Genomic DNA, 23,856 nt, shown 5'->3' on the forward strand with positions numbered 1-23,856 from the left:
ATCGAAACTTCGGTTGAGAATGAGCCTTCACGGCGAATTGAGCAATATTATTCGATTTAAATTTAACGAGCCGCCGAGAAACCTAAAAAGCTTGGTGAATCATCGGCTTCACACTTTCATCAAACCTTTGCCACCTGCGCAAATAAGTTCACACTGCAATGCACAAAATGCCGGTGGAAGAACTTGGCAGCGCGCGCCCTATAATATAGCTATCGAAGATGACGCTTAAAAAACCAAGGCGCTTCAGCGCGCCAGCGGCCAGTCTGGAGGATCATCATGACGGAGCAAAGCGCAACCCTCAACCTTGGCGAAAAGAACGCCAATCTTCCGGTCCGAAAAGGGACGATTGGTCCGGATGTCATCGATATCGGCGCCCTCTACAAGGGAACTGGCGCCTTTACCTATGACCCGGGCTTCACTTCGACAGCATCCTGTGAATCGAAGATTACCTATATTGACGGCGATGCCGGCGTTCTCTTGCATCGCGGCTATCCGATCGAACAACTTGCCGAGCATGGCGACTTCCTGGAAGCCTGCTATCTCCTGCTTTACGGCGAACTACCCACCGCGGCGCAGAAAAAGGATTTCGATTATCGGGTCACGCATCATACCATGGTGCATGAGCAGATGAGCCGGTTCTTTACGGGCTTCCGCCGTGACGCCCATCCTATGGCCGTTATGTGCGGCTGCGTTGGCGCGCTCTCGGCCTTCTATCATGACTCGACGGACATCACAGATCCTCACCAGCGCATGGTTGCATCGCTGCGTATGATCGCGAAGATGCCGACCCTTGCGGCGATGGCCTACAAGTACCACATCGGCCAGCCTTTCGTTTACCCGAAGAACGACCTGGATTACGCCGCCAACTTCCTGCACATGTGCTTCGCAGTTCCCTGTGAAGAATACAAGGTGAACCCCGTGCTGTCGCGCGCGATGGACCGGATCTTCATCCTGCACGCAGATCACGAGCAGAACGCTTCGACGTCTACAGTTCGTCTGGCGGGTTCGTCTGGTGCCAATCCGTTCGCGTGTATTGCGGCTGGCATTGCATGCCTCTGGGGTCCCGCCCATGGTGGTGCAAACGAAGCTGCGCTGAACATGCTTCAGGAAATCGGGACCGTCGAGCGTATTCCTGAATATATCGCACGTGCCAAGGACAAGAGCGATCCATTCCGCCTGATGGGCTTTGGTCACCGCGTCTATAAGAACTACGACCCCCGCGCTAAGATCATGCAGAAGACCTGCCATGAAGTTCTTGGCGAGCTTGGCATCAAGGACGATCCGTTGCTGGACGTTGCCGTCGAGCTCGAGCGGATTGCTTTGACCGATGAATACTTCATCGAGAAGAAGCTTTACCCGAACATCGACTTCTACTCTGGTATTACGCTGAAGGCTCTGGGCTTCCCCACCACGATGTTCACGGTGCTCTTCGCTCTTGCCCGTACCGTCGGCTGGATCGCTCAGTGGAACGAAATGATCGAGGATCCGCAACAGCGTATCGGCCGTCCGCGCCAGCTTTACGTTGGCGAACCGCAGCGCGATTACGTCCCGGTCTCCAAGCGATAAGACACATGCCGCGCTCGAATGGCTTCATTCGGGCGCGGAAATCTTCACTTGTTCTGACGTCAACGCGTCTTTCAGGTAAAAGGCAACCGAGCTCGGCAATCTATCTTGCCCGGCTTTTTTGTTGGAGGAGATCAAGGACGATTCCAGCCGCCTTCTCACCAGGTGGAAGCTCGGTCTGCATTCTTTCCCAAACGAGATCGAAGCCTTCGATCATGGCTCGCCGCTGCAAGGTGTCGTTGCCCAACCTTTCGATCCACCGCGCCAGGCTTCCGCCGCGTACGACTTCGTTCAGATATTCCGGCACGACAGGATAATCGGCGATCAGGTTTGGCAAAGCCGCGCTCCACGTTTTGATCTTTCCGGCGAGAAGCTTGATGATCCAGTCTGTCTTATAGGCAGACACGGTTGGAATGCCGGCGAGGCCGAGTTCAAGAATAACAGTACCTGAAGCAGCCATGGCGGCGTCAGCTGTTGCGAAAGCCTGCCATTTATCGGTTTCTCCAACGAAAATCTCGGGCTTCACCTCCCATTGCGAAACAAGTGCTCTTATCTGCTCTGCCCTTCGCGTGACGGTCGGCAAAGTAAAGCGCATACCTGGATGACGCTTTGCAAGAATATCGACTGCCTGACGAAACGAAGGGATCAGGCGTGTGATCTCGGACGAGCGAGAACCTGGCAGAAGCATCACGGTGCGCAGATCAATACCGTCCTGCGTCAGCCGCTCGGCGCGTCGCTGTCTGACGTTGAGAAGATTGCGATCCGCGACCAGACGATGTCCCACATAGTCCGTTGGAGGGCCGCCCAATCTTTGCATCTCTGCAGGCTCGAACGGGAGCACCGCAAGTACCCGGTCAACATACTTGCACATCTGCTTGGCACGATAATCTTTCCACGCCCATACGCTTGGACAAACATAGTTGACGACGGGCAACGTAGGCAGCTTTGCACGCACACGGCGTGCAACCCTGTGCGTGAAGTCAGGGCTGTCGACAATGAGAAGAAGATCTGGACGGGCTTGGACGATGGCATCGGCAGTCTGGCGAATACGCTTCACGAGAGTTGGAAGACGCTCCAACACCTGTGTAATGCCCATGACGGAGAGCTCTGCAAAATCGAAAAGCGATCGCAATCCCTCGGCCTGCAGACTATCGCCACCAACCCCTATCAACTCGATCTGGCCGGGATATCTCTGCTTGAGTGCCGCGACAAGGTCACCGGCCAATAGGTCGCCGGAAACTTCACCCGCAACCACCGCTATTGTCAAAGAGGACATCATAACCCGATCCCCCATCCGCCAGCGCCTCGATCAATTCCGCAGACAAACAAGCCGCTGTCGTTGGCAGCCGCAACCACTTCAGTGCGTTCAAGAACAAATGCACGTCCTGCTTCCACAACGATACCAGCCAAACCGGCCTTCGCTGCGTTTTGAACGGTGGAAACGCCAATAGAGGGAAGATCGGCACGTATATCCTGCTGAGGTTTGCAGAGCTTGACCAGAACCCCGCGGCGACGTCGAGAGATGCGGCCGTCTTGCCTTAGCTGCTGAACCCTGCCAAGCATCAAGTCGGTCCCCTCAGGTCCCTCCAGGGCAACCACACGACCTCCGACGCTCACCGCACCCTGCCCCACATCCAGACGGCCGAGAATATCCGCCGCTTCGGCAGCTTTTCTGATATCTGCTTTATCGTCTTGGTTTGGCTCCAACGCGCCGATCGGACCGACCTCGGCAAGCAAATTCGGAGCAATATCCTGGGCACCGATAACGCGCCGGCCATTTCCCTCGATCAGGGCGATGACCATCTGCAAAACCTTGTCGTCCCCGCCCGATAACAGGGTGCGAATAGTGGCTGGAAGCTTCATCAAGATTTGCAGTGTCGGACGGATGTCTCGCCATTCCGGTCTGCGTCTCACAGCACCAGACATCACGACACGATCAACACCGTACCGCTCGAAAACACCGCTCAGTTGCGCAAAGTCACCAATACCGAGTTCGACGTGGTCGAAGCGATCCCATGACCGGTCACTTTCACCTTTTAAGGCAACGACCACCGGCGCTTCGCCAGCTGCTTGCGCAGCCTCCGCCACATAGGCCGGCAAATAGCCGCTGCCAGCGATGATTGCCAAGCGGCCACGGCTGGGATCTTGCTCGGCCACGCGGTCAGCCCTTGCTGCCCCTTGCGGGCGAAGAGAGAGCCCGATCGCTGTCTGCGGCGATGAAGTCAAGAATCTCGATAACTTCTGCACAATCCGCAAAGTCGTCTCGAACTGCTGCCGCTTTCTCGCGGATCGAGCCGCCGCCTTCAAAGATCGCTTTGTAGGCGCGTCTGACGGTGTGAATGACCGCCCGCTCGATTCCGGCGCGGGTCATTCCGACAACGTTCAACCCACTCAAGATCCCCGGATTACCGTTCAGCATCCCATAGGGAATGACGTCATAGCTGACCGCTGAAAGACCTCCGATAAAGGCCTGACGTCCGATACGGGTGAATTGATGGACAGCCGAGCCACCACCCAGGATGGCGCGATCGTCAATCGACACGTGTCCCGCCAACATCACGTTGTTGGACAGGATGACGTTATTTCCAACACGACAATCATGGGCGACATGTGAGTTTGCAAGGAACAGGTTGTTATTCCCGACAATCGTCTGACCGCCGTAATCGGCAGTTCCGGTGTTCATCGTGACACCTTCGCGAATCGTGCAGTTTTCCCCAACAGTAAGGCTCGTTTCCTCACCGTGGTGATGCACGCTTTGAGGCTCGCCGCCGACCACAGCCATGGGGAATATACGCGTCGCTTTTCCGATTGTCGTCTTGCCTGTCACGATAGCGTTCGAGACAAGTTCCACGTTTTCGCCCAGGACAACTTTCGGTCCGACGTGGCAGAATGGGCCAATGCGCACCCCTTCGCCAATGATTGCTCCGTCCTCAACAACGGCCAGCGGATGAATGCTGGCGGTGGCTGCAATAGTGCTCATGATTCTTCCTTGCGAACGATCATCGCACCGATATCAGCTTCGGCCACCAATGCACCGTCAACTTTTGCATCGCAATGAAACTTCCAGATATTGCCGCGCTGCTTTTGCTTCACGACATGAAACTCTACGCGGTCGCCCGGCACAACTGGCTTGCGAAAGCGGGCATTATCGATCGTCATGAAGTAAACGAGGTTGCCCGACTCGCCCTGCTTGCGAGCACAAATCGCACCTGCCGTCTGCGCCATACCCTCGATCAGCAAAACACCCGGCATGATAGGGGATTCCGGAAAGTGACCTGTGAAATGCGGCTCATTTGCGGTCACATTCTTGATGCCGATGGCAGAATTATCGCTATCGATGTCGATGATCTTATCCACCAGCAAAAATGGATAGCGATGCGGCAAAAGCTTCATGATCTCGATGATATCGACTGCAGAAAGCGCCTCTTTGATCGCCTCGGCCATTATTGTCCCTCGCCTTTCTTACCGCCCATTGCCCGTTTCATTACCAAAGCGACTTCTCGCATAAAATCATTGATTGGCCGCGCCGGAATGCCGGCATAACGAGCGCCGGCCGGAATATCCGTCAAAACGCCCGATTTTGCGCCCACTTGTGCGCCATGTCCGACGGTGATGTGCCCCTTCAAGCCCGCTTGCCCTCCGATCTGGACGCCGTCGCCAATGATCGTGCTACCTGCAAGGCCTGCCTGCGAGGCAATTGCGCAATGCCGTCCAATACGGCAGTTGTGGCCAATTTGAACAAGATTATCGATCTTCGTTCCCTCGCCAATGACAGTATCATCCATCATACCGCGATCAATGGTCGTGTTCGCTCCGATCTCGACATTGTCTTGAAGAATGACACGGCCGATCTGCACGATCTTGACCATGCCCCGAGGGCCTGGCGCGAACCCAAATCCATCTTTGCCAATCCGTGCACCGTCGTGAACGATGACATTGTCGCCGACTAGCGAGCACAGAATCGTTGCCCCGGATGCAATGGAACAATTCCTGCCGATTTTCACGCCTGGACCAATGACCGTCCCAGCACCAATCACGGTGCCCTCGCCTATCTCGGCGCCGGCGCCAACGACCGCGAAAGGTTCTACAATGACATTTGATTGCAACTTTGCCTCTGGATCAACAGAGGCCTGAGGAGAGACGGCCTTTTCCGCAGAAACCACTGCCGGACGCAGCGCTTCAGGATGCAAAATGCCGGCAATCAGAGCAAATGCGGTATGAGCATTTTCAGAGACAAGAACCGGTATATGCTTCGGAACGAGCGGTTTTACCGAGCTGTCGCAGAGAACGACGGAAGCTTTGCTGTTCTTCAGCTCGCCTGCATTCCTGCGCGAAAGAACATAGCACAGGTCGCCTTCTTCCGCTCTCGCTACCGGAGATACGGAGCGAACAACGACCTCGCCGTCCGCTTCGCTTCCGAGTTCCGCCCCAACCTTTTGCGCCAGATCGGCTAACCTGACGCCCTTATGGGGCGGAAAAAACATATCATGCTGCATCAGCAAAGCTCCAGAACGGATTCTACACTATTCTGGACTGCCGATATCAGAATTGATTGTTGATGCCAAATCTGAAGTTCTGGACCTTGTCGTAGTCTTCCTTGGCGACCGGAACGGCATAGTCCACGCGCAGAGCGCCGAACGGAGAATTCCAGACAAGTCCGAGACCGACAGATGCGCGCAACGCAGCATCGGAACCATCCACCTGCTGCCCGAAGGTGTTCACCTTGTTGCCGAACAACGTACCGGCGTCCGCAAACACTGCACCACGCAGACCGAAGTCACGCGGGAAAAGTGGAAGCGGGAATGACGCTTCAGCCGAGACGGTGAAATAGGTCGTGCCGCCCAGCGGATCATCGGGGCTACCGCCGCCAATACGCGGACCAATACCACGGTTTTCAAAGCCGCGAATATCAGCATTTGTCAGTGTAAATTGGTCGAAGACATTCAGATGGCTTCCGAACCCAGCGACATAACCCGCAGATCCAGCAACCGATCCGATGATGTCAGCATCGTCGGCCAGCAAGTGGAAGTAACGCGCCTTACCGTAGAGTTTGTAGTACTTGGAGTCGCCCCCAAGACCTGCAATTTCCTGCGTCAAGCTCGCATAGATACCCTCACGCGGCAAGGTCATATCGTCAAGCGTGTTATAGGTCAGCGTCTGTGAGATCGACGAACGAATCCATGGGCTGTTGTTCACGAGATTCTGATACGGCGCCGAAAGGTCAGCAAAGCTGCTGCCGCTGGAGTCGTACTTCATCTGCTTGAAGTTGTATCGGAACGTTGCAGCCAAATCTTCGGTGATAGGAGCCGTTGCACGAAGGATGAGGTTATTTTCCTCATAATCGTAGTTATCGTTGCTCGAGGTCTCGCTGTGGTTCGCATCAAAGCCGACTGCCAGGCGATAGCCGAGGAAGTAAGGCTCTGTGAAGCTGAGGCCGTAGGAACGCGAACCGTCCTGACCGCCACCGGCTGTAACCTTGATGTACTGGCCTCTTCCGAGGAAGTTCTTCTCTTCAATCGACGCCTCAAGCAAGAGCCCGTCGCCACCGGCTGCATAACCAGCACCAATGCCGAAGGAGCCCGTCGGTTGATCGGTTACGTCGACAACGACAACAATACGGTCTGGCGCGCTGCCGGGCTGCGTCGTGATATTGACCGAAGAGAAGTAACCGAGAGCTTCCAAGCGACGCTTTGCGCGAGAAATCATCTGCTGATTGAATGCATCGCCTTCGCTGAGATCGAACTCGCGACGTATGACGTAATCACGCGTGCGGCTGTTACCGCGGATTTCGATGCGCTCGATGTAGGCGCGCTCGCCCTGATCGACGAGATATTCGACGCCAATCGTGTTGTTACCAAGGTTTCTATTGCCACGCGGCGTTACGCGCGCGAATGGATAACCGGCAGAAGCGACCTTATCAGAGATCGCCTCCATCGACTTTTGGACCTGCTTGGCGCTGTAGACGTCACCCTGGTGCGTAGCGACTAGACCCTTCAACTCATCAGCGTTGATGCCGGGTACGGTCGACTGAACCGTAACGTCGCCGAAATCGTAGCGAGGACCCTCATCGATATTGAATGTCAGTGTATAGGCGTTCTTCGATTCATCGAAGGAGGCGTCCGATGACACAATCTTGAAATCAGCATAGCCACGGTTGAAATAGAATTGGCGCAGCGCCTCTTCGTCAGCGCGCAGCTTGTCTTCGTTGTAAACGTCTTTGCGCGTCAGGAACGACAAGAAGTTGGAACGCTTGGTGCTGATAACAGCAGACAGACGGCCCGAGCTATAGGCCTTGTTACCGCTGAAAGTAATGGAGGAGATCTTCGTCCGATCCCCTTCATCGACAACAAAAGCAAGGTTTACGCGGCCCTCGCCCAAAGGCACGACCTGCGTCTTAACCGAGACTTCGTTGCGGCCGATTGCAGCATAAGCGTCTTTGATAGATTGAATATCAGCCTGGATCTGGGCATCGCTGTAAGGACCCGCAGCATGCGTTTTGACAACGGCAGCCAGCTTATCGTCCTTGATCTTGCGATTTCCGTTGAAGACGACCTGGTTGATAAGCTTTGCTTCCTGAACCGTCACCACGAGCGCGCGACCGGAAACAGAGATCTTCACATCGGAGAAATAACCGGTGTCATACAGCTGCTTTACCGAGTCATCGATATCCGCGTTTGAAAAATTCTTACCAGGCTGAATGGTCAAGTTCGAGCGAACTGCCTCATCACCAACGCGAGAAGCACCGCGAACGTCAATTTTCTGAATTACAGCAGCCTCAGCCGAGGTAACAGAAACGAGAAATGCAGCGCTCGCGCCAGTAGCCACCAAACCTGCAGACAGCGCAACCGCCGATACTGCGTTCAAAAATCTTGAACCAGCCTTCATGTCACCCATTACCTTTTTTGCTCGTCCCCATCCCCGGCCAATCCCGATTCCGGTGACGTGTGTCGTTTTACCCGCTTTTGGCATACAAGCAAGGGAGCAGGTTAAATTCCGTTTACTTCATTTAAAACAGTGACGGTTTCGCCACGTTCATTTTGAAACAGAGTAAACAAAGAGTTACCCCCGCGTAATATCATTCCAAGTCACGAATACCATTAACGTCAGCACCATCGCCAAACCGATCCGAAAAGCGATGTCCTGAGACCGCGCCCCGACCGGTTTTCCGCGTACTGCCTCGATCGCATAAAACATCAAGTGGCCGCCATCAAGTACAGGAACAGGCATCAGGTTCAGCAAACCAATGGAAACTGACATGACAGCGATGAAGTGAAGCACTGCTGCAACACCTAAGGTCGCAACCTGACCGGACATTTGTGCTATCCGGATCGGCCCGCCCAGTTGATCTGCATTCATCGTGCCAGCGAAAAGGTTGGAAATCGACTTGAATGTGCCGGTCACGATCTGCCAGGACTCGACCGCACCGGCCTTTATGGCACCAATGGGACCGAAAGTTTCCACACGAAAATGCCCAGCCTGTTCGTCAGTCTTGATCCCGATCTGGCCGACCTCCATCTTGTTGCCGAACTGGTCGGTCATCGTCACAAGCTTGGGAACAAGTGAGAGGTCGATCTTCCCGCCGCCACGCTCGACGGTGATGACCATCTTCTGCTCGGGTCGGATGCTGACGTAGCGGCGCACGTCGTCGAAGGTTTTGATTTTCGACCCGTCGATCGTCAGCAGCCGGTCGCCTGGCTGAATACCTGCAGCGGCTGCGGCGCCATCTGGCAAAACTTCTGCAACGACCGGATCAGAAATACCGCGTCCGTAGATCATGAAAAGGACGGCAAAAATCGCGATCGCAAGAATGAAGTTGGCGATAGGTCCTGCAGCAACCGTCGCAGCGCGCTTGTAGAGCTTGGCACCTCCCAGCGTCTGCGCCCTTTCCTCTTCTGTCATTTCGGACAGGCTTTTGTCATCCGGCTTGCTTGCAGCGTCTTCATCGCCAAAAAACCGGACATAGCCACCAAGAGGGATTGCAGAAATTTTCCAGCGCGTACCGTGCTTGTCTGTAAACCCCACAATCTCGGGCCCAAAGCCGAGGGAGAACGCCAACACTCGGATGCCGCTCCATCGCCCGACAAGATAATGGCCCATCTCATGGACAAAAACGACCAGAGACAAAACCACTATGAACGCCAGGATCGTTCCAATCATCGGCAATTCCGTTTCCTGCTTTAAAGACCTAAGAGAACAGCACCAAGGGCTGATGTCGTACCGCCACTTATCAGCGAAATTAAGCCGGCAAGCAAGAAGGCGCCGCAACAAGCAAAAATGAGACCATCGACCCGGTCCATCACGCCCCCGTGCCCTGGGATCAAGTGGCTGGAATCCTTCACACCGTAACGCCGTTTGATAAAGGATTCGAAGAGATCGCCGGCTTGGCTGAAGATAGACAGCACAAGAGCAATCAGAGCCCCCGTTGCGACAGAGCCTGCCGAAAGCCAGACCACGATGCTCGCCACGACAACTGCACTAAATGCGCCACCGATGGCTCCAGACCAGGTTTTCCCGGGGGAGATTTTGGGAGCAAGCTTGGGGCCGCCAATGGCTCTGCCAATGAAGTAAGCCATGATATCCGTCGCCCAGACAACGGCGAACAGAAACAACATGGCGCGCAGACCCTCTGCGTCCGAACCGCGGATAGCGGCCAGTGCGATGACAGTTAGCCCGGCATATACCATTCCGCCCGGCAGCCACCAATTTGTCTCACCGCTGCGGGTGACAAAAATCGCAAACAAGACAAGCAGGATGAGCAATATGAAGGCAACCGTCGGCGAACCGACAATCACCGCCACTGCAACGAGTATCTGACCTGCCCACCCCGCCATCCGCATCATCGGCGAATGATCGTCGGCACCTGTTATTGACGTCCACTCATAATAGATCAGAAGGGCGATTAGCGCGGAGAGCAGCCGAAACGGTATGCCACCAAGCCACGTCGCCGAAAGCACCACCACCGCCAAAACAATGCCGGAAATAATACGAAGCTTTAGCTCTTCTTGCATCAGACGACCACTGCGGCCGGAGCCGCTTTCGCGGCTGACAGGCCGCCAAAACGCCGATCGCGCGCCGCATAAGTTTCGAGCGCCGTGTAGAACGTCTCTCTGCTAAAGTCGGGCCAATACTGAGGAAGGAAAATGAACTCGGAATACGCGGCTTGCCAAAGCAGGAAATTCGAAAGTCGCTCTTCGCCGCTGGTTCGGATAATAAGATCAGGATCTGGAATCCCAGCCGTATCGAGCCGCGCTTCGATCAACGATGGCGTGATATCCTGAGCCCGCAATCGGCCGGCCTCGACATCGCGTGCCAGACTCGCGGCAGCGCGCGCAATCTCGTCGCGGGCACCATAATTGAACGCAATAACGAGCGTGAGGGCTGTGTTCCCGCGTGTTGTGTGTTCGGCCTCCTCAAGGAGCTTGAGAATGTCCGGCCGCAGATTGGCACGGTCACCAATAATGCGCACGCGCACATTGTCTTCGTGAAGCTCAGCAAGATCGCGACGGATGAAGGCCTTCAGGAGACCGAGAAGATCGGAAACCTCCGCCTCCGGACGACGCCAGTTTTCAGATGAGAAGGCGAAAAGAGTGAGATATTTGACCCCAACATCGGCGGCCGTCCTGACAGCCTCGCGAACGGCATCGATCCCCTTGCGATGACCCATGGCGCGCGGCAAGCCGCGCTTCTTGGCCCATCGTCCATTGCCGTCCATAATGATCGCAACATGGTCCGGTATAGTCACAAATCGTGGTGTGGACATTTCCCATCCGGTTTAATTTGGCGCAAGTCGCAGTAACTTGCGCGACTATACCTGCATGATTTCCTTTTCTTTGTCTGCAAGCAAGCGATCAACTTCGGAAATCGTTTCATCGGTCATTTTCTGAACGCGTTCTGATTGAGCGCGGCTTTCATCCTGACCGATAATTCCGTCTTTCTCAGCCTTTTTAAGGCCATCCATACCATCGCGGCGAACGTGGCGGATCGCGACCTTGCTCTTTTCCGCATAGTCGTGAGCAACTTTCACAAGCGAACGACGGCGCTCTTCATTGAGTTCCGGCAAGGGAATACGCAGATTTTGCCCGTCGACAATGGGATTGAGACCGAGGTTCGACTCGCGGATTGCACGCTCTACGGCGGAAACCATGGACTTGTCCCAAACGGAAACAGCCAGCATGCGGGGCTCGGGAACCGTGATGTTCGACACCTGATTGAGCGGCATGCGTGATCCGTAAGCCTCGACTGTTACCGGATCGAGAATGTTGGCCGATGCGCGTCCCGTACGCAAAGAAGCGATATCGCTTTTGAAAGCTGAAATGGCACCGTCCATACGACGCTTCAGTTCCTTAAGGTCAGTTCCTTCACTCATAAGCTATACTCCGTCTCGGTCTGTGACAGTTTGATCCCCATCACGTTATTCGGTGTCGGACACGATGGTCTTGCGACCACCACCCGTCAAGATTTGTGCAAAGCCGCCTTTTTCGTGGATCGAGAAAACGACGATTGGAATAGAATTTTCTCGCGCCAGAGCAACTGCCGCGACATCCATAACAGCAAGGCCCTTGTCAAGGACTTCCTTGTGCGTCAGGCGATCAAAACGCACCGCATCCGGAACCTTCTTGGGATCAGCAGAATAGATACCGTCAACTTGCGTCCCCTTGAAGAGAGCTTCAGCGCCAATTTCCGCGGCGCGCAGGGCAGCTGCCGAGTCGGTCGTGAAGAACGGATTTCCCGTTCCGCCTGCAAAAATGACCACCCGGCCCTGGGAAAGATGATAGAGCGTCGCCCGTTGAGAGAAACTTTCACAAAGCTCCGGCATGGAAATGGCCGAAAGGACCACCGTGTCAACATTGAGCTTCCGCAACGACGTTGCCAGTGCCAGTGCGTTGATCACTGTACCCAACATGCCCATGTGATCGCCCGTTACGCGATCTCCACCCTTTGAGGCAACGGCGACGCCGCGGAAGATATTTCCCCCACCGACGACGACGCCTACTTCAACGCCCATTGCACGCGCATCGGCAATGTCGGATGCAATCCGGTCCGCAACCGTGACGTCGATGCCAAATCCTTGGCTTCCCATTAGCGCTTCGCCCGAAGCCTTCAGCAGAACACGTTTGTAGACTGGCTCGTTTGACATCCCCGGCTCCTGGTTTGTGACGTTGAACTGCGGATACACGAAGGGCATCGCGTTGTCACGCGATGCCCTGAGCGTTTTCACAATTGTAACCGTAGATTAGCCCTTAGCGGCGGCTGCAACTTCTGCCGCAAAATCCGTCTCTTCTTTTTCGACGCCTTCGCCGAGCAGAAGACGAACCATGCCAGTGACTTCGATCGGTGCACCAACCGTCTTTTCAGCTTCCTTCAACGCAGCGCCGACCGTCAGGTCAGGATTGATGACGAAAGCCTGCGACAGGAGCGCGACTTCTTCAAAGAACTTGCGCATGCGGCCATCGACCATCTTCTCGATAATGTTGTCCGGCTTGCCGGAAGCGCGGGACTGCTCGATAAAGACGTTCCGCTCGCGTTCTGCAACGGTCGCATCGACTTCTTCGGCACGGATAGCCAGTGGAGCGGTGGCAGCAACGTGCATGGCAACCTGACGGCCAATGGCGCTCAAAGCCTGCTTGTCGCCGGTTGACTTCAGCGCAACGAGAACGCCGAGCTTACCGAGGCCATCGGAAACTGCATTGTGGATATAGGTCGCAACGACACCGTCTTCGACCGACAAAGCAGCAGCGCGGCGAAGGTTCATGTTCTCGCCGATGGTCGCAATTGCGTCCTTGATCGTGTCGGCAACCGACTTGCCGGATGCAGGATATGTCGCCGCAGCGACCGCATCGACAGAGCCATCAGTCTTCACGGCAACGGCAGCAACGCCGCGAACGAGATCCTGGAACGCATCGTTACGAGCAACGAAGTCTGTCTCGGAGTTGATTTCGACGACGACCGCCTTGGTGCCTTCGCTGGCGACGCCGACGAGGCCTTCTGCGGCGGTGCGGCCAGACTTCTTGTCGGCCTTTGCAATACCCTTGGCGCGAAGCCAGTCGACCGCAGCTTCCATATCGCCGTTGGTTTCAGCCAAAGCCTTTTTGCAATCCATCATGCCTGCGCCCGTCTTTTCGCGCAGTTCCTTCACCATTGCAGCCGTAATCTCGGTCATAGTTTCCTCTTGTCGGTTCATGTGGGCGGGCCGAAATAGGGCGCGGCACCGGTTCGAGGCACAAAGTGCACCTCATATCCATGACAGCGTGATGAAGACGCGCCATGGCGCTATTCTCGGGACGAAAATTCGCTTTCGCCTAAATAGGCAAGGCCGCCGAACTTGTTAAGTCGCGGGCGGCCTTTCCCAATCTTTTGCTAGACGTCACGAAGCTGAAGCTTCGTACGCTTGACTCAGCCTTCGGCCGCTTCTTCCAAAGCCGGCTCGATTGGAGCTTCTGCGGAAGCGCCAAGATCGCGGCCGGAAGCGCTCTGCTGACGCGCGATACCGTCGATAGCAGCACGGGAAATCAGATCGCAATAAAGAGCAATTGCACGCGAAGCGTCGTCATTGCCTGGGATCGCATAATCGATCAGATCCGGATCGGAGTTCGAATCGATAATGGCAACAACCGGAATGCCAAGACGCTTGGCTTCGTCGATTGCGATCTTTTCCTTGTTCGTGTCGATGATGAACATCAGGTCAGGCGTGCCGCCCATATCGCGGATACCGCCGAGAGCCTTTTCAAGCTTCTCACGCTCACGCTCAAGGTTCAGACGCTCTTTCTTGGTAAAGCCCTGGGCTTCGCCGGAAAGAATTTCGTCCAGCTTGCGAAGACGCTGAATCGAGTTGGAGATCGTCTTCCAGTTCGTCATCATGCCGCCGAGCCAGCGCGAGTTGACATAATACTGGGCAGAACGCTTTGCAGCATCTGCAATCTGCTCCGAAGCCTGACGCTTGGTTCCAACGAACAGAACGCGCCCACCACGAGCAACGGTGTCGCTTACAAGCTGCAGGGCGCGCGACAGCATCGGCACGGTCTGAGCAAGGTCAATGATGTGGATGTTGTTACGATCGCCGAAGATGTACGGCTTCATTTTCGGGTTCCAGCGATGCGTCTGGTGGCCGAAGTGTACACCAGCTTCCAGAAGCTGACGCATAGAAAAGTCTGGCAATGCCATGCCTAGTTTACTCCCTTTCCGGTTGAACCTCCGCAAGGCGAACAGCACTTCGTCGAGAAATGCCACCGGCGGAAAAGCTCGGATTTCTCCCGAACAATCCCATGCCTTACGTGTGGAATGCGCGAGCCCATACCGCTAGCTAGAGAAAAACGCAAGGATTAAAACGGAAAACTACTAGAGTTTTGACGCGACAGCGAGCCGCAGGCCACACGTTTTTCCTAAACACGGGTCGAATACGAGCCATCGGAGGAATTCCGCCAACAGGTCAATTCAAGTCACAGGGCCAGTTTTTAGACGCAGACAGACCAGGGGGAAGCTTCGTCGCTTTGTCTCCGCAGGCGAGATCGATCTGGCCCTGTTCGATGCCAATTGCGCTGGAGAGATCCATTCCCTCAATATGGGTCAGATACATGAAGGCTTTTGAAAAAGTGAGCTTACCTGAGACGACCGCAGCAGCGAGGTTGGCACGCGATAAATTCGTGAGCGAGAAGTCGACATCGGTTAAAGTCGCGCCGGTAAAATCCACGCGGCTAAGTTCCGCCTTTGCGAAATTCGCATGCTCAAGATCGGCATTTTTAAAATTCGCGCGCTGGAGTTCTGCCCCAACGAAGGATGCGCCTTTTGCGGAAATATGCTCAAAGCCGGCTCGGTAGGCTTCGATCTTCGAAAAATTGGCGCCGTCAGCAACGGCATTGGTTAGCCACGCTCTGATCAAGGTCGCCTTCTCAAGATTAGCGCCCTTCAAGTCCGTGCGACTCAGGTTGGTGAGGGTAAGATCCGTGCTCTGAAGCTGAGCCTTGCTGAAATCATTATCCTCAAGCATCAAGTTCTTCTTGCTGCAATCGGTCCAATCCACGCCCGCCGTCGGTGTTTCGCTGCAATCAGCCGCAAAGACTTCCGCAGCCGGAACAGCGAGGAGGCATGCGGTGACCGCGAGCCTCACCCAAGCTAAAACCTCTACCAAAACATTCTCCTTCCCACGGTGCCCTCTCCTCTGGCGCTAGCGAAGCGTCAGCGACAGGATGCAGACGAGGCGTTCTTGTCCAAAAGTTCAAGTTTGGCGAGCCGTCCCGTTAAGACGAAATCTCCATAATCCATCGTCAGGTCACGGGTGATACCATTTTCGTAGAGCTTGAAAGACATACGGTAAACAGGAGAGGCATCTGACTTGGTATTTTCGTTGAAGTAAGAGATTGTCACAGGCCAGAAAGCCGTGTTTGCAAACTGACCGACGTTCTTGACATCATCTTCGCCCGTCTTTGGCATTTCCTGACGGCCAACGACAGTGGTTGTCGCCATCGCTTTATCGCCATCGTCGGATCCGTCAAACACCCTGGCTTCGAAGAAGCGTTTGCCCTCTTTGGCGTTTCGAATCACATCGAGCATGTGCTCTGTCGGAAACCGAGTTTGGCCGATTTGAAGCTCTTTGTTCGCCGGTTGCTGCAAATCGACCCTCACCCCATCAGGGCGATCTTCGGCAGCACCTGTCACCTCTTTATCAAGCTGCTCGTCGGTGAAGGACTTTGTGTCGAATGAGAACTTGCCGTCTTTCAAGTTCTCAAATGTAACCGTCTGCTGATCACTGAGACGGGTCGCATCTCCCGTCTCGATCTTGGTAACAAACCGAAAATTTGTACGAAATCCATCGCAGTAGTTCCCGTCGAACTCATAGACCATACGTCCGGACATGCCGGAGATTCCCGAACGCTCCGATGCGTCTTTCAACTCCAGATCATAAACGGCACGATGTGCAATCAGCCCGGTGGCTATTGCCGCGCCGCCGGCTGGCGCCGCAGCCATCGCACTGGCTGACACACCTGCGAAAAGAAGGGCGACAAGACAAGCTCGGAACATTCAATCACTCCTGTTGGACTCGGCTGCAATGCTATAAGAAACGCACTCGGCCGGAATAGGCTTCATTTCGCATGTTGCAAAACAAGCCATCACCTAATTCTAGCGGAAGTAAACTTAAAAGCGGAGAGGAAAATGTCCGATCAGATCGAAGCCAAGCTCAAGGAAATGGGGATAAACCTACCAACTGCCGCGGCGCCGGTCGCCAATTACGTGGCTTATGTTCTCACGGGCAACCAACTGCACATCTCCGGGCAACTGCCGCTTCAAGACGGTAAGGTTGCCGTGACGGGCCATCTTGGGCGGGATGTCGACGTGCCGGCCGGACAGCGTGCCGCAGAGCTTTGTGCCATTAACATTCTAGCCCAGGCTAAGGCTGCTCTTGGTGGAAACCTTGGACGGATACGCCGCGTTATAAAACTGAACGGCTTCATTGCTTCCACGCCTGATTTTGTCGAGCAGCATCTGGTGATGAACGGGGCCTCGAATTTGATCGCGAATATCCTAGGTGAGGCCGGAAAGCACGGACGTGCAGCTGTCGGTATGGCGGCCTTGCCGATGAATGCAGCCGTCGAAATCGACGCTATTTTCGAGGTTGGGGAATGACATCTGCAGATTGGATCAAGGCAACTCCCATTGCTCACCGCGGCTATCATGACCTTAACAAGGAGATATGGGAGAATACGCTGAGCGCATTCTCTCGCGCCGTTGAAGCAGGTTTCGCAATCGAGTGCGACCTCCAATACGCATCTGACGGCGTACCAGTCGTTTTTCATGACGATGATCTGGAGCGTCTGTGCAACTTAAAAGGGGACGTTCGCGGTAAAACATCCAGCGAGCTGTCTCTCCTTTCCATTGGTGGGACAAAGGACAAAGTCCCAACACTCAAGCAGTTGCTTCAACACGTTAACGGGCGTGTGCCGCTCGTGATTGAGCTCAAGGGCAGAGAGGGCGATGACGAAGGCTTTGCCGAAACGGTGTTGGAAATCCTCGCCGATTACCAGGGTAAAGTTGCTCTCATGAGCTTCGACCATTGGCTGCTTGCCGATCTCAAAGCCGCCAATTGCCCCTATCCCGTCGGACTGACGGCTTACGGAAAGGAGCCCGAGGCTCTGGCACTGCATGAAAATGCTATGGCGCTCGGTCTCGACTTCATTTCCTATTTCTTTGCCGATCTGCCGAACCCCTTCATCAGTGCGCAACGACAGCACGGTACACCGGTCATCACCTGGACGGTTCGCAATGAGGAAGCGCGCAAGATCACATTTGAACAGGCCGATCAAATGACATTTGAAGGCTTTGACCCACGGATGTAGAACGAACTCGCGTTTTCGACATTATCCTGAGCAAACTGGCAGGGGCCTTGCCCCTCCAGGGCCTTTCTCCTCAACAGAGACTTACCGGCCGTATGACAGACGAACTGACGATCCGAATCGAACGATCTTTTCCGGCCATTGCCGCTGGAGACTGGGCAAATCTTGCGGGAACGACGCGCGACAGCAACCGCATTCCTTATAATCCCTTCGTATCCCACGCATTTCTTTCATCGCTTGAAGAATCCGGCTCCGCGATCGATAAAATGGGGTGGCTCGGCAATCATATTCTTCTTGAAACCGAAGACGGCAAATTGATCGGTGCGCTCTTTGGTTATCTCAAGAACCATAGCCAGGGCGAGTATGTTTTCGACCACGGCTGGGCAGATGCCTTTGAACGAGCCGGCGGACGCTATTATCCGAAACTGCAATGCTCCGTACCATTCACGCCCGCAACTGGGCCTCGCTTGCTGGTGGCGGATGGTGTCGAGCCTCTTCCAATCCAGGCGGCGCTTTGCGACGGCGTGAAAGAAGTCATCCGTCAACTTGGCATTTCGTCGGCCCATATGACCTTTGTCCCCGACAATGAGATCGGCATTTTGGAGGATCGGCAATATCTGCACCGAACCGATCAGCAATTTCATTTCATCAACGAGGGCTACGCCAACCATGAAGCCTTCTTAGAAACGCTTGCTTCTCGTAAACGTAAGGCTCTGCGAAAAGAACGGCGTGCCGCGCTGGAAAACGGGATCACGGTCGATTGGTTGACCGGCCGTGACCTGACGGAAGACATCTGGGACCAGTTCTTCGCCTTCTACATGGATACAGGAAGCCGCAAATGGGGGAGGCCGTATCTAACGCGCAAGTTCTATTCACTGATCGGGGAGCGCATGTCTGACGACATTCTTCTCGTCATGGCGAAGAGGAATGGACGATATATTGCCGGTGCCATCAATTTCATCGGGGGTGATGCCCTATATGGCCGACACTGGGGCTGCATCGAAGATCATCCCTATTTACATTTCGAAGTCTGCTACCATCAAGCCATAGACTTCGCGCTCGCGAAAGGCTTGAAGCGGGTGGAGGCTGGGGCGCAAGGAGAGCATAAGCTTGCTCGCGGTTACCTGCCTGTCACGACGCATTCGGCTCATTACATTGCACATGCAGGCTTGCGGCGTGCGGTCTCCGACTATCTTGAGCGCGAGCGGCAAGATGTCGAACGGATGAACGACATCTTGAGCGAGCATGGACCTTTTCGTCGCGGCCCGAAACTTGAAGAAGATTGATTCTTATCAAGTCTTGAAGTTCTTGACGTTACCGAACACGAAGATTTTCATCTGAGGAGTGTATCATGGCGGGCGCGCCTTACGACAACAACAATGTCTTCGCAAAAATTCTGCGTGGAGAAATTCCTTCGCACCGCGTCTATGAAGACGATGACGTCGTCGCGCTCATGGATGTCATGCCGCAAGCTCCAGGGCATGTTCTCATTATTCCAAGAGCCCCTTCCCGCAATCTTATGGACGCAGATCCCGATGTTCTTTCCAGGACGATACAAATCGTCCAGAAGGTCGCGTTAGCGGTGCAGGAAGCCTTCGATGCAGATGGCGTGTTTGTTGCTCAGTTCAACGAGCCCGCCGCGGGGCAAACCGTCTTTCATCTTCATTTCCATGTGATACCGAGACATGAAGGCGCGGGCTTAAAGCCGCATTCGGGACAAATGGAAGATGGCGCCGTGCTCGCGGCCAATGCCGAGAAAATCAGGTTGGCTCTCAAGGCTTGAGGCGGTCATCTCGAACTGAAAGAGGCCGTAGCACGAAATGCCGCGGCCTCTTTCAATTGTATGTTGTTACCTGCAGCAAAGACCAGGATCGTTCAACCGAACGCCCCGCTCTCTCCGCTGATTCAGCCGGAAATTGCCGCTGCAACAGCCTCAAGCGCTTCGCTCGCCTTCGACCCATCGGGTCCACCGGCCTGCGCCATATCGGGACGGCCACCGCCGCCCTTGCCGCCTAAAGCCGAAGAGGCAATACGAACAAGATCAACAGCGCTGAAACGGGCTGTCAGATCGTCTGTCACTGCGACGACTGCACTCGCCTTGCCGTCTTCAGCAACACCAATCAACGCGACAACGCCAGATCCAAGGCTGCTTTTGCCCTCATCGGCAAGACCTTTCAGATCTTTTGGATCAACTCCCGTAATGGCACGCCCCATAAACTTAACCCCGGCAATCTCGCGGACGGAGTCTGCAGATCCGCCTGCACCGCCGCCCATCGCCAGCTTACGCTTGGCATCCGACAGTTCGCGCTCGAGCTTGCGACGCTCTTCAACGAGTGCCTCAACGCGCTGGGTCACCTCGCCTGGCTGTACTTTAAGCATCGCCGCAATCGCCTTGACGCGCTCATCCTGCTCCGAGAGATAATCGCGAGCAGCTTCCCCGGTGACGGCTTCGATACGGCGGACACCAGCGCCGACGGCGCTTTCACCCAACACCCGGATGAGCCCGATATCACCGGTGGCATTGACGTGCGTGCCGCCGCACAATTCGATCGAATAGGCTTTTCCGGCCTTGGGACCATGGACGCCCTGCCCCATGGATACGACACGTACCTCGTCACCATACTTTTCGCCGAAAAGCGCCATCGCGCCTTCTGCTATCGCGTCGTCGACACTCATCAGGCGCGTCGTGACAGGCGCGTTTTGCAGGACGATCTCATTCGCCATATCTTCAACCGTTTTCAACTCTTCAGCTGTCATCGGCTTCGGGTGTGATACGTCAAAACGAAGACGTTCCGGAGCGACAAGCGAGCCCTTCTGGGCCACGTGCGTGCCGAGAACCTCTCGCAGCGCCTCATGAAGAAGATGTGTTGCGGAGTGATTGGACCGCAGCCTGGAACGACGGGCATGATCGACGATGAGCGTGACCGGCTCGCCAATTTTAAAGGCACCCTCGACCACCTTGCCAATATGAACGAAAAGCCCCTCGCCCTTTTTCTGAGTGTCGGAAACGACGATCTTTCCGCCTTCAGCAACGATGGTACCAGTGTCGCCCATCTGGCCACCGGATTCGCCATAAAAAGGCGTCTGGTTCACGACAACCTGCACCTCGTCGCCCGACTTCGCTTCGGGGACGGAAGCGCCATCCCTCACGAGAGCCTGGACAACACCTTCTGCGCTTTCGGTATCGTAACCGAGGAATTCTGTGGCGCCATGTTTTTCCTTGAGCTCGAACCATACAGTCTCGGTGGCTTTGTCGCCAGAACCGGTCCAATGGGCACGCGCCTCAGCCTTTTGCCGTTCCATAGCGTCGGTGAAGCCGGCGAGATCAACGCTGATTTCGCGTGCGCGCAACGCGTCCTGCGTCAAGTCGAGCGGGAAACCATAGGTGTCATAGAGTTTAAAGGCCGTTTCGCCATCCAACATATCTCCTTTGTGAAGCGAGGATGTCGCATCCGACAGAAGAGAAAGTCCGCGCTCCAGCGTCTTGCGAAAACGGGTTTCTTCGAGTTTGAGAGTCTCGCTGATCAGAGCCTCAGCACGAACCAGTTCCGGATAAGCCCGGCCCATCTGGTTTACGAGCGAGGGCAACAGCTTATAAATCAGCGGCTCTTTCGCCCCGAGAAGTTCGGCGTGGCGCATAGCGCGGCGCATGATACGACGCAGAACATAGCCGCGGCCTTCGTTCGACGGTAGGACGCCGTCGGCAATCAGAAACGCGGAAGAACGCAGATGGTCTGCAATAACGCGGTGGCTTGCGCGCCGGTCACCTTCAGCCTTGATACCCGTCGCTTCTTCGGAGGCGGCAATCAAAGCCTTGAAGAGGTCGATATCATAGTTGTCGTGCTGACCTTGAAGAAGCGCGGCAATACGCTCCAGGCCCATGCCGGTATCGATCGAGGGACGTGGCAGGTCGATGCGCTCTTCTTTCGTGACCTGTTCGTACTGCATGAAAACGAGATTCCAGATCTCGATGAAGCGGTCTCCGTCTTCTTCAGGTGATCCCGGAGGGCCGCCCCAGATATGGTCGCCATGATCGTAGAAGATTTCAGAGCAAGGGCCGCAAGGACCCGTATCGCCCATCGCCCAGAAGTTATCGCTGGTCGGAATACGAATGATGCGCTGGTCGGGCAGGCCGGCAATCTTCTTCCACAGATTAAAGGCTTCGTCGTCCGTATGATACACCGTCACCAGAAGCCGGCTCGCATCAATGCCGAATTCCTTGGTAATTAGGTTCCAGGCCAGCTCGATGGCGCGATCCTTGAAATAGTCGCCAAACGAGAAATTGCCGAGCATTTCGAAGAAGGTATGGTGACGCGCGGTGTAACCGACATTGTCCAGGTCGTTATGTTTACCGCCGGCCCGGACACATTTCTGTGCGGTGGTCGCGGTTTTGTACGGCCGCTGCTCAAGTCCAGTAAAAACATTCTTGAACTGGACCATACCGGCATTGGTAAACATCAGTGTCGGATCATTTCGTGGCACGAGCGGGCTCGACGGTACAATCTCGTGACCGTTTTTCTTGAAGTAGTCGAGGAATGTCGACCGGATTTCATTTACACCGCTCATGCTATGCCCTTCACTGCAGCCAAGGCCGTCAAAATACAAAATCCCTTGGCTTTTATCTTTCGCTCTTGCCCCTGTCCAGCAGGCAAAAAGAAACCGGCCGCCCTTGCACTTGCAAAGACGGCCGGCTGGTAAAACAGATCATCAATAGTCGAAATCAGGCTTCGTCGTCACCATCGCCATCATTGGCATCTGGACCACCGTTTTGCAGGAAGCGATCAGCAATCAGGCCTGCATTCTGGCGCAAGGCCAACTCGATCTCGCGGCCTAACTCAGGATTGTCCCGTAAAAAGACCTTGGCGTTTTCGCGCCCCTGGCCGAGTCGCTGACTGTTATACGAGAACCAAGCGCCGGACTTTTCAACGATGCCAGCCTTGACGCCAAGATCGATCAACTCGCCAGTCTTGGAGACGCCTTCGCCATACATGATATCGAATTCGACCTGCTTGAAGGGCGGAGCCATCTTGTTTTTGACGACCTTGACGCGCGTCTGATTGCCAACAACTTCTTCGCGTTCCTTGACCGAACCGATACGACGAATATCGAGACGAACAGACGCATAGAACTTCAAGGCATTTCCGCCCGTGGTCGTTTCAGGCGATCCGAACATCACACCAATCTTCATGCGAATCTGGTTGATGAAAATCACCATAGTGTTCGACTTGGAGATCGACGCCGTCAGCTTGCGCAACGCCTGGCTCATCAAACGCGCCTGAAGACCAGGCAGGCTTTCACCCATCTCGCCTTCGATTTCAGCGCGCGGCGTCAAGGCTGCGACCGAATCGACGACCAGAACATCCACAGCCCCGGAGCGCACCAGCGTATCGGTAATCTCCAGCGCCTGCTCGCCTGTATCCGGCTGCGAAATCAGAAGGTTTTGCAAATCGACGCCAAGCTTACGCGCATAGACAGGGTCAAGTGCGTGTTCAGCGTCTACAAAGGCGCAAACCCCGCCCTTCTTTTGTGCTTCGGCAATCGTTTGAAGCGCCAAGGTCGTCTTGCCCGAGCTTTCAGGTCCGTAAATTTCAACGATACGCCCTTTTGGCAAACCGCCAATGCCAAGCGCAATATCCAAGCTGAGGGATCCGGTCGAAACGGTTTCGACTTCGATCGCCTTCTCGCTGGATCCGAGTTTCATAATCGAGCCCTTGCCGAAGGCACGCTCAATCTGAGAGAGTGCCGCCTCGAGCGCCTTGCTTTTATCCACCGCTTTGTCCTCTACGAGCCGCAAACTGTTTTGTGACATTCGATCCACCTTTAGGTTATTGAGGCCGCTCAAGCAATGACGTGCCCGACAACGATTTTGTACCCTTTTTGTTCTCATCATGCAAGCATGCACTAAGCATATAAGGATAAATGGTTTTCATCACTTTGTTCTCTTTATGTTTTTATTGCTTCGTAGGTA

22 protein-coding genes are annotated in these 23,856 nt (G+C 55.0%); 5 read left to right on the forward strand and 17 right to left on the reverse strand.

Annotated elements, in window-relative coordinates; all coding sequences use genetic code 11:
* Positions 1-276: 276 nt before the first annotated feature.
* Positions 277-1,566: a citrate synthase gene (gene gltA, locus VQ830_RS19230; RefSeq protein ID WP_337269765.1), complete on the forward strand. Its 1,290-nt coding sequence runs from the start codon at positions 277-279 to the stop codon at positions 1,564-1,566.
* 100 nt (positions 1,567-1,666) lie between these two features.
* On the opposite strand, the gene lpxB is transcribed toward gltA, so the two are convergent.
* The 15 genes from lpxB to VQ830_RS19305 form a co-directional block, all read right to left on the reverse strand.
* The gene (gene lpxB / locus VQ830_RS19235; RefSeq protein ID WP_438618253.1) at positions 1,667-2,842 is read right to left on the reverse strand and encodes a lipid-A-disaccharide synthase; all 1,176 of its coding nucleotides are present in this window, start codon (positions 2,840-2,842) and stop codon (positions 1,667-1,669) included.
* On the reverse strand, positions 2,839-3,720 hold the full coding sequence (locus tag VQ830_RS19240; protein WP_337269766.1) for an LpxI family protein: 882 nt from the start codon (positions 3,718-3,720) through the stop codon (positions 2,839-2,841). The genes lpxB and VQ830_RS19240 overlap by 4 nt, the downstream gene beginning before the upstream one ends.
* Positions 3,721-3,724: 4 nt before the next feature.
* Complete coding sequence (lpxA, locus tag VQ830_RS19245) at positions 3,725-4,543, reverse strand: acyl-ACP--UDP-N-acetylglucosamine O-acyltransferase (RefSeq protein ID WP_337269767.1); 819 nt, start codon at positions 4,541-4,543, stop codon at positions 3,725-3,727.
* Entirely contained in the window at positions 4,540-5,007 is a 468-nt protein-coding gene (fabZ, locus tag VQ830_RS19250; protein WP_337269768.1) for a 3-hydroxyacyl-ACP dehydratase FabZ, read from the reverse strand. Before fabZ ends, lpxA begins: the two co-directional genes overlap by 4 nt.
* The gene (lpxD, locus tag VQ830_RS19255) at positions 5,007-6,059 is read right to left on the reverse strand and encodes a UDP-3-O-(3-hydroxymyristoyl)glucosamine N-acyltransferase (protein WP_337269769.1); all 1,053 of its coding nucleotides are present in this window, start codon (positions 6,057-6,059) and stop codon (positions 5,007-5,009) included. Before lpxD ends, fabZ begins: the two co-directional genes overlap by 1 nt.
* A gap of 46 nt (positions 6,060-6,105) precedes the next feature.
* Positions 6,106-8,448, reverse strand: a complete 2,343-nt coding sequence (bamA, locus tag VQ830_RS19260) for an outer membrane protein assembly factor BamA (RefSeq protein ID WP_337269864.1) — start codon at positions 8,446-8,448, stop codon at positions 6,106-6,108.
* Positions 8,449-8,622: 174 nt separating this feature from the next.
* Entirely contained in the window at positions 8,623-9,720 is a 1,098-nt protein-coding gene (gene rseP, locus VQ830_RS19265; protein WP_337269770.1) for an RIP metalloprotease RseP, read from the reverse strand.
* 20 nt (positions 9,721-9,740) lie between these two features.
* Complete coding sequence (locus VQ830_RS19270) at positions 9,741-10,571, reverse strand: phosphatidate cytidylyltransferase (RefSeq protein WP_337269771.1); 831 nt, start codon at positions 10,569-10,571, stop codon at positions 9,741-9,743.
* Entirely contained in the window at positions 10,571-11,323 is a 753-nt protein-coding gene (locus VQ830_RS19275; RefSeq protein WP_337269772.1) for an isoprenyl transferase, read from the reverse strand. The genes VQ830_RS19270 and VQ830_RS19275 overlap by 1 nt, the downstream gene beginning before the upstream one ends.
* Before the next feature lie 45 nt (positions 11,324-11,368).
* Positions 11,369-11,929: a ribosome recycling factor gene (frr, locus tag VQ830_RS19280; protein ID WP_337269773.1), complete on the reverse strand. Its 561-nt coding sequence runs from the start codon at positions 11,927-11,929 to the stop codon at positions 11,369-11,371.
* Between the two features lie 45 nt (positions 11,930-11,974).
* Positions 11,975-12,700 (reverse strand): UMP kinase, encoded by a 726-nt coding sequence (gene pyrH / locus VQ830_RS19285; protein ID WP_337269774.1) that lies wholly within the window; start codon positions 12,698-12,700, stop codon positions 11,975-11,977.
* Between the two features lie 96 nt (positions 12,701-12,796).
* Entirely contained in the window at positions 12,797-13,723 is a 927-nt protein-coding gene (gene tsf / locus VQ830_RS19290) for a translation elongation factor Ts (RefSeq protein WP_337269775.1), read from the reverse strand.
* A gap of 233 nt (positions 13,724-13,956) precedes the next feature.
* Entirely contained in the window at positions 13,957-14,724 is a 768-nt protein-coding gene (rpsB, locus tag VQ830_RS19295; RefSeq protein ID WP_337269776.1) for a 30S ribosomal protein S2, read from the reverse strand.
* Positions 14,725-14,989: 265 nt separating this feature from the next.
* A complete protein-coding gene (locus VQ830_RS19300; protein WP_337269777.1) occupies positions 14,990-15,688 on the reverse strand; it encodes a pentapeptide repeat-containing protein in 699 nt (232 codons plus the stop codon).
* Between the two features lie 47 nt (positions 15,689-15,735).
* Positions 15,736-16,578, reverse strand: coding sequence for a cell envelope integrity EipB family protein (locus VQ830_RS19305; RefSeq protein ID WP_337269778.1), 843 nt, complete (start codon positions 16,576-16,578; stop codon positions 15,736-15,738).
* A 132-nt stretch (positions 16,579-16,710) separates the two neighbouring features.
* On the opposite strand from VQ830_RS19305, the gene VQ830_RS19310 reads away from it, so the two are divergent.
* The 4 genes from VQ830_RS19310 to VQ830_RS19325 all read left to right on the forward strand — a co-directional run bounded on the left by VQ830_RS19310 (position 16,711) and on the right by VQ830_RS19325 (position 19,671).
* The gene (locus VQ830_RS19310) at positions 16,711-17,181 is read left to right on the forward strand and encodes a RidA family protein (RefSeq protein ID WP_337269779.1); all 471 of its coding nucleotides are present in this window, start codon (positions 16,711-16,713) and stop codon (positions 17,179-17,181) included.
* Complete coding sequence (locus VQ830_RS19315) at positions 17,178-17,891, forward strand: glycerophosphodiester phosphodiesterase (protein WP_337269780.1); 714 nt, start codon at positions 17,178-17,180, stop codon at positions 17,889-17,891. The genes VQ830_RS19310 and VQ830_RS19315 overlap by 4 nt, the downstream gene beginning before the upstream one ends.
* Before the next feature lie 92 nt (positions 17,892-17,983).
* A complete protein-coding gene (locus VQ830_RS19320) occupies positions 17,984-19,174 on the forward strand; it encodes a GNAT family N-acetyltransferase (protein WP_337269781.1) in 1,191 nt (396 codons plus the stop codon).
* A gap of 65 nt (positions 19,175-19,239) precedes the next feature.
* The gene (locus tag VQ830_RS19325) at positions 19,240-19,671 is read left to right on the forward strand and encodes an HIT family protein (RefSeq protein ID WP_337269782.1); all 432 of its coding nucleotides are present in this window, start codon (positions 19,240-19,242) and stop codon (positions 19,669-19,671) included.
* A gap of 122 nt (positions 19,672-19,793) precedes the next feature.
* Here the strand turns inward: VQ830_RS19325 and alaS are convergent, their stop codons facing one another.
* Together alaS and recA are read right to left on the reverse strand one after the other, a co-directional pair.
* The gene (gene alaS / locus VQ830_RS19330; RefSeq protein ID WP_337269783.1) at positions 19,794-22,454 is read right to left on the reverse strand and encodes an alanine--tRNA ligase; all 2,661 of its coding nucleotides are present in this window, start codon (positions 22,452-22,454) and stop codon (positions 19,794-19,796) included.
* A gap of 154 nt (positions 22,455-22,608) precedes the next feature.
* Complete coding sequence (gene recA, locus VQ830_RS19335; RefSeq protein ID WP_337269784.1) at positions 22,609-23,697, reverse strand: recombinase RecA; 1,089 nt, start codon at positions 23,695-23,697, stop codon at positions 22,609-22,611.
* Between the last annotated feature and the right edge of the window lie 159 nt (positions 23,698-23,856).

It is taken from the genome of Oryzifoliimicrobium ureilyticum, from assembly GCF_037199735.1.
Lineage (GTDB): Bacteria > Pseudomonadota > Alphaproteobacteria > Rhizobiales > Rhizobiaceae > Rhizobium > Rhizobium ureilyticus.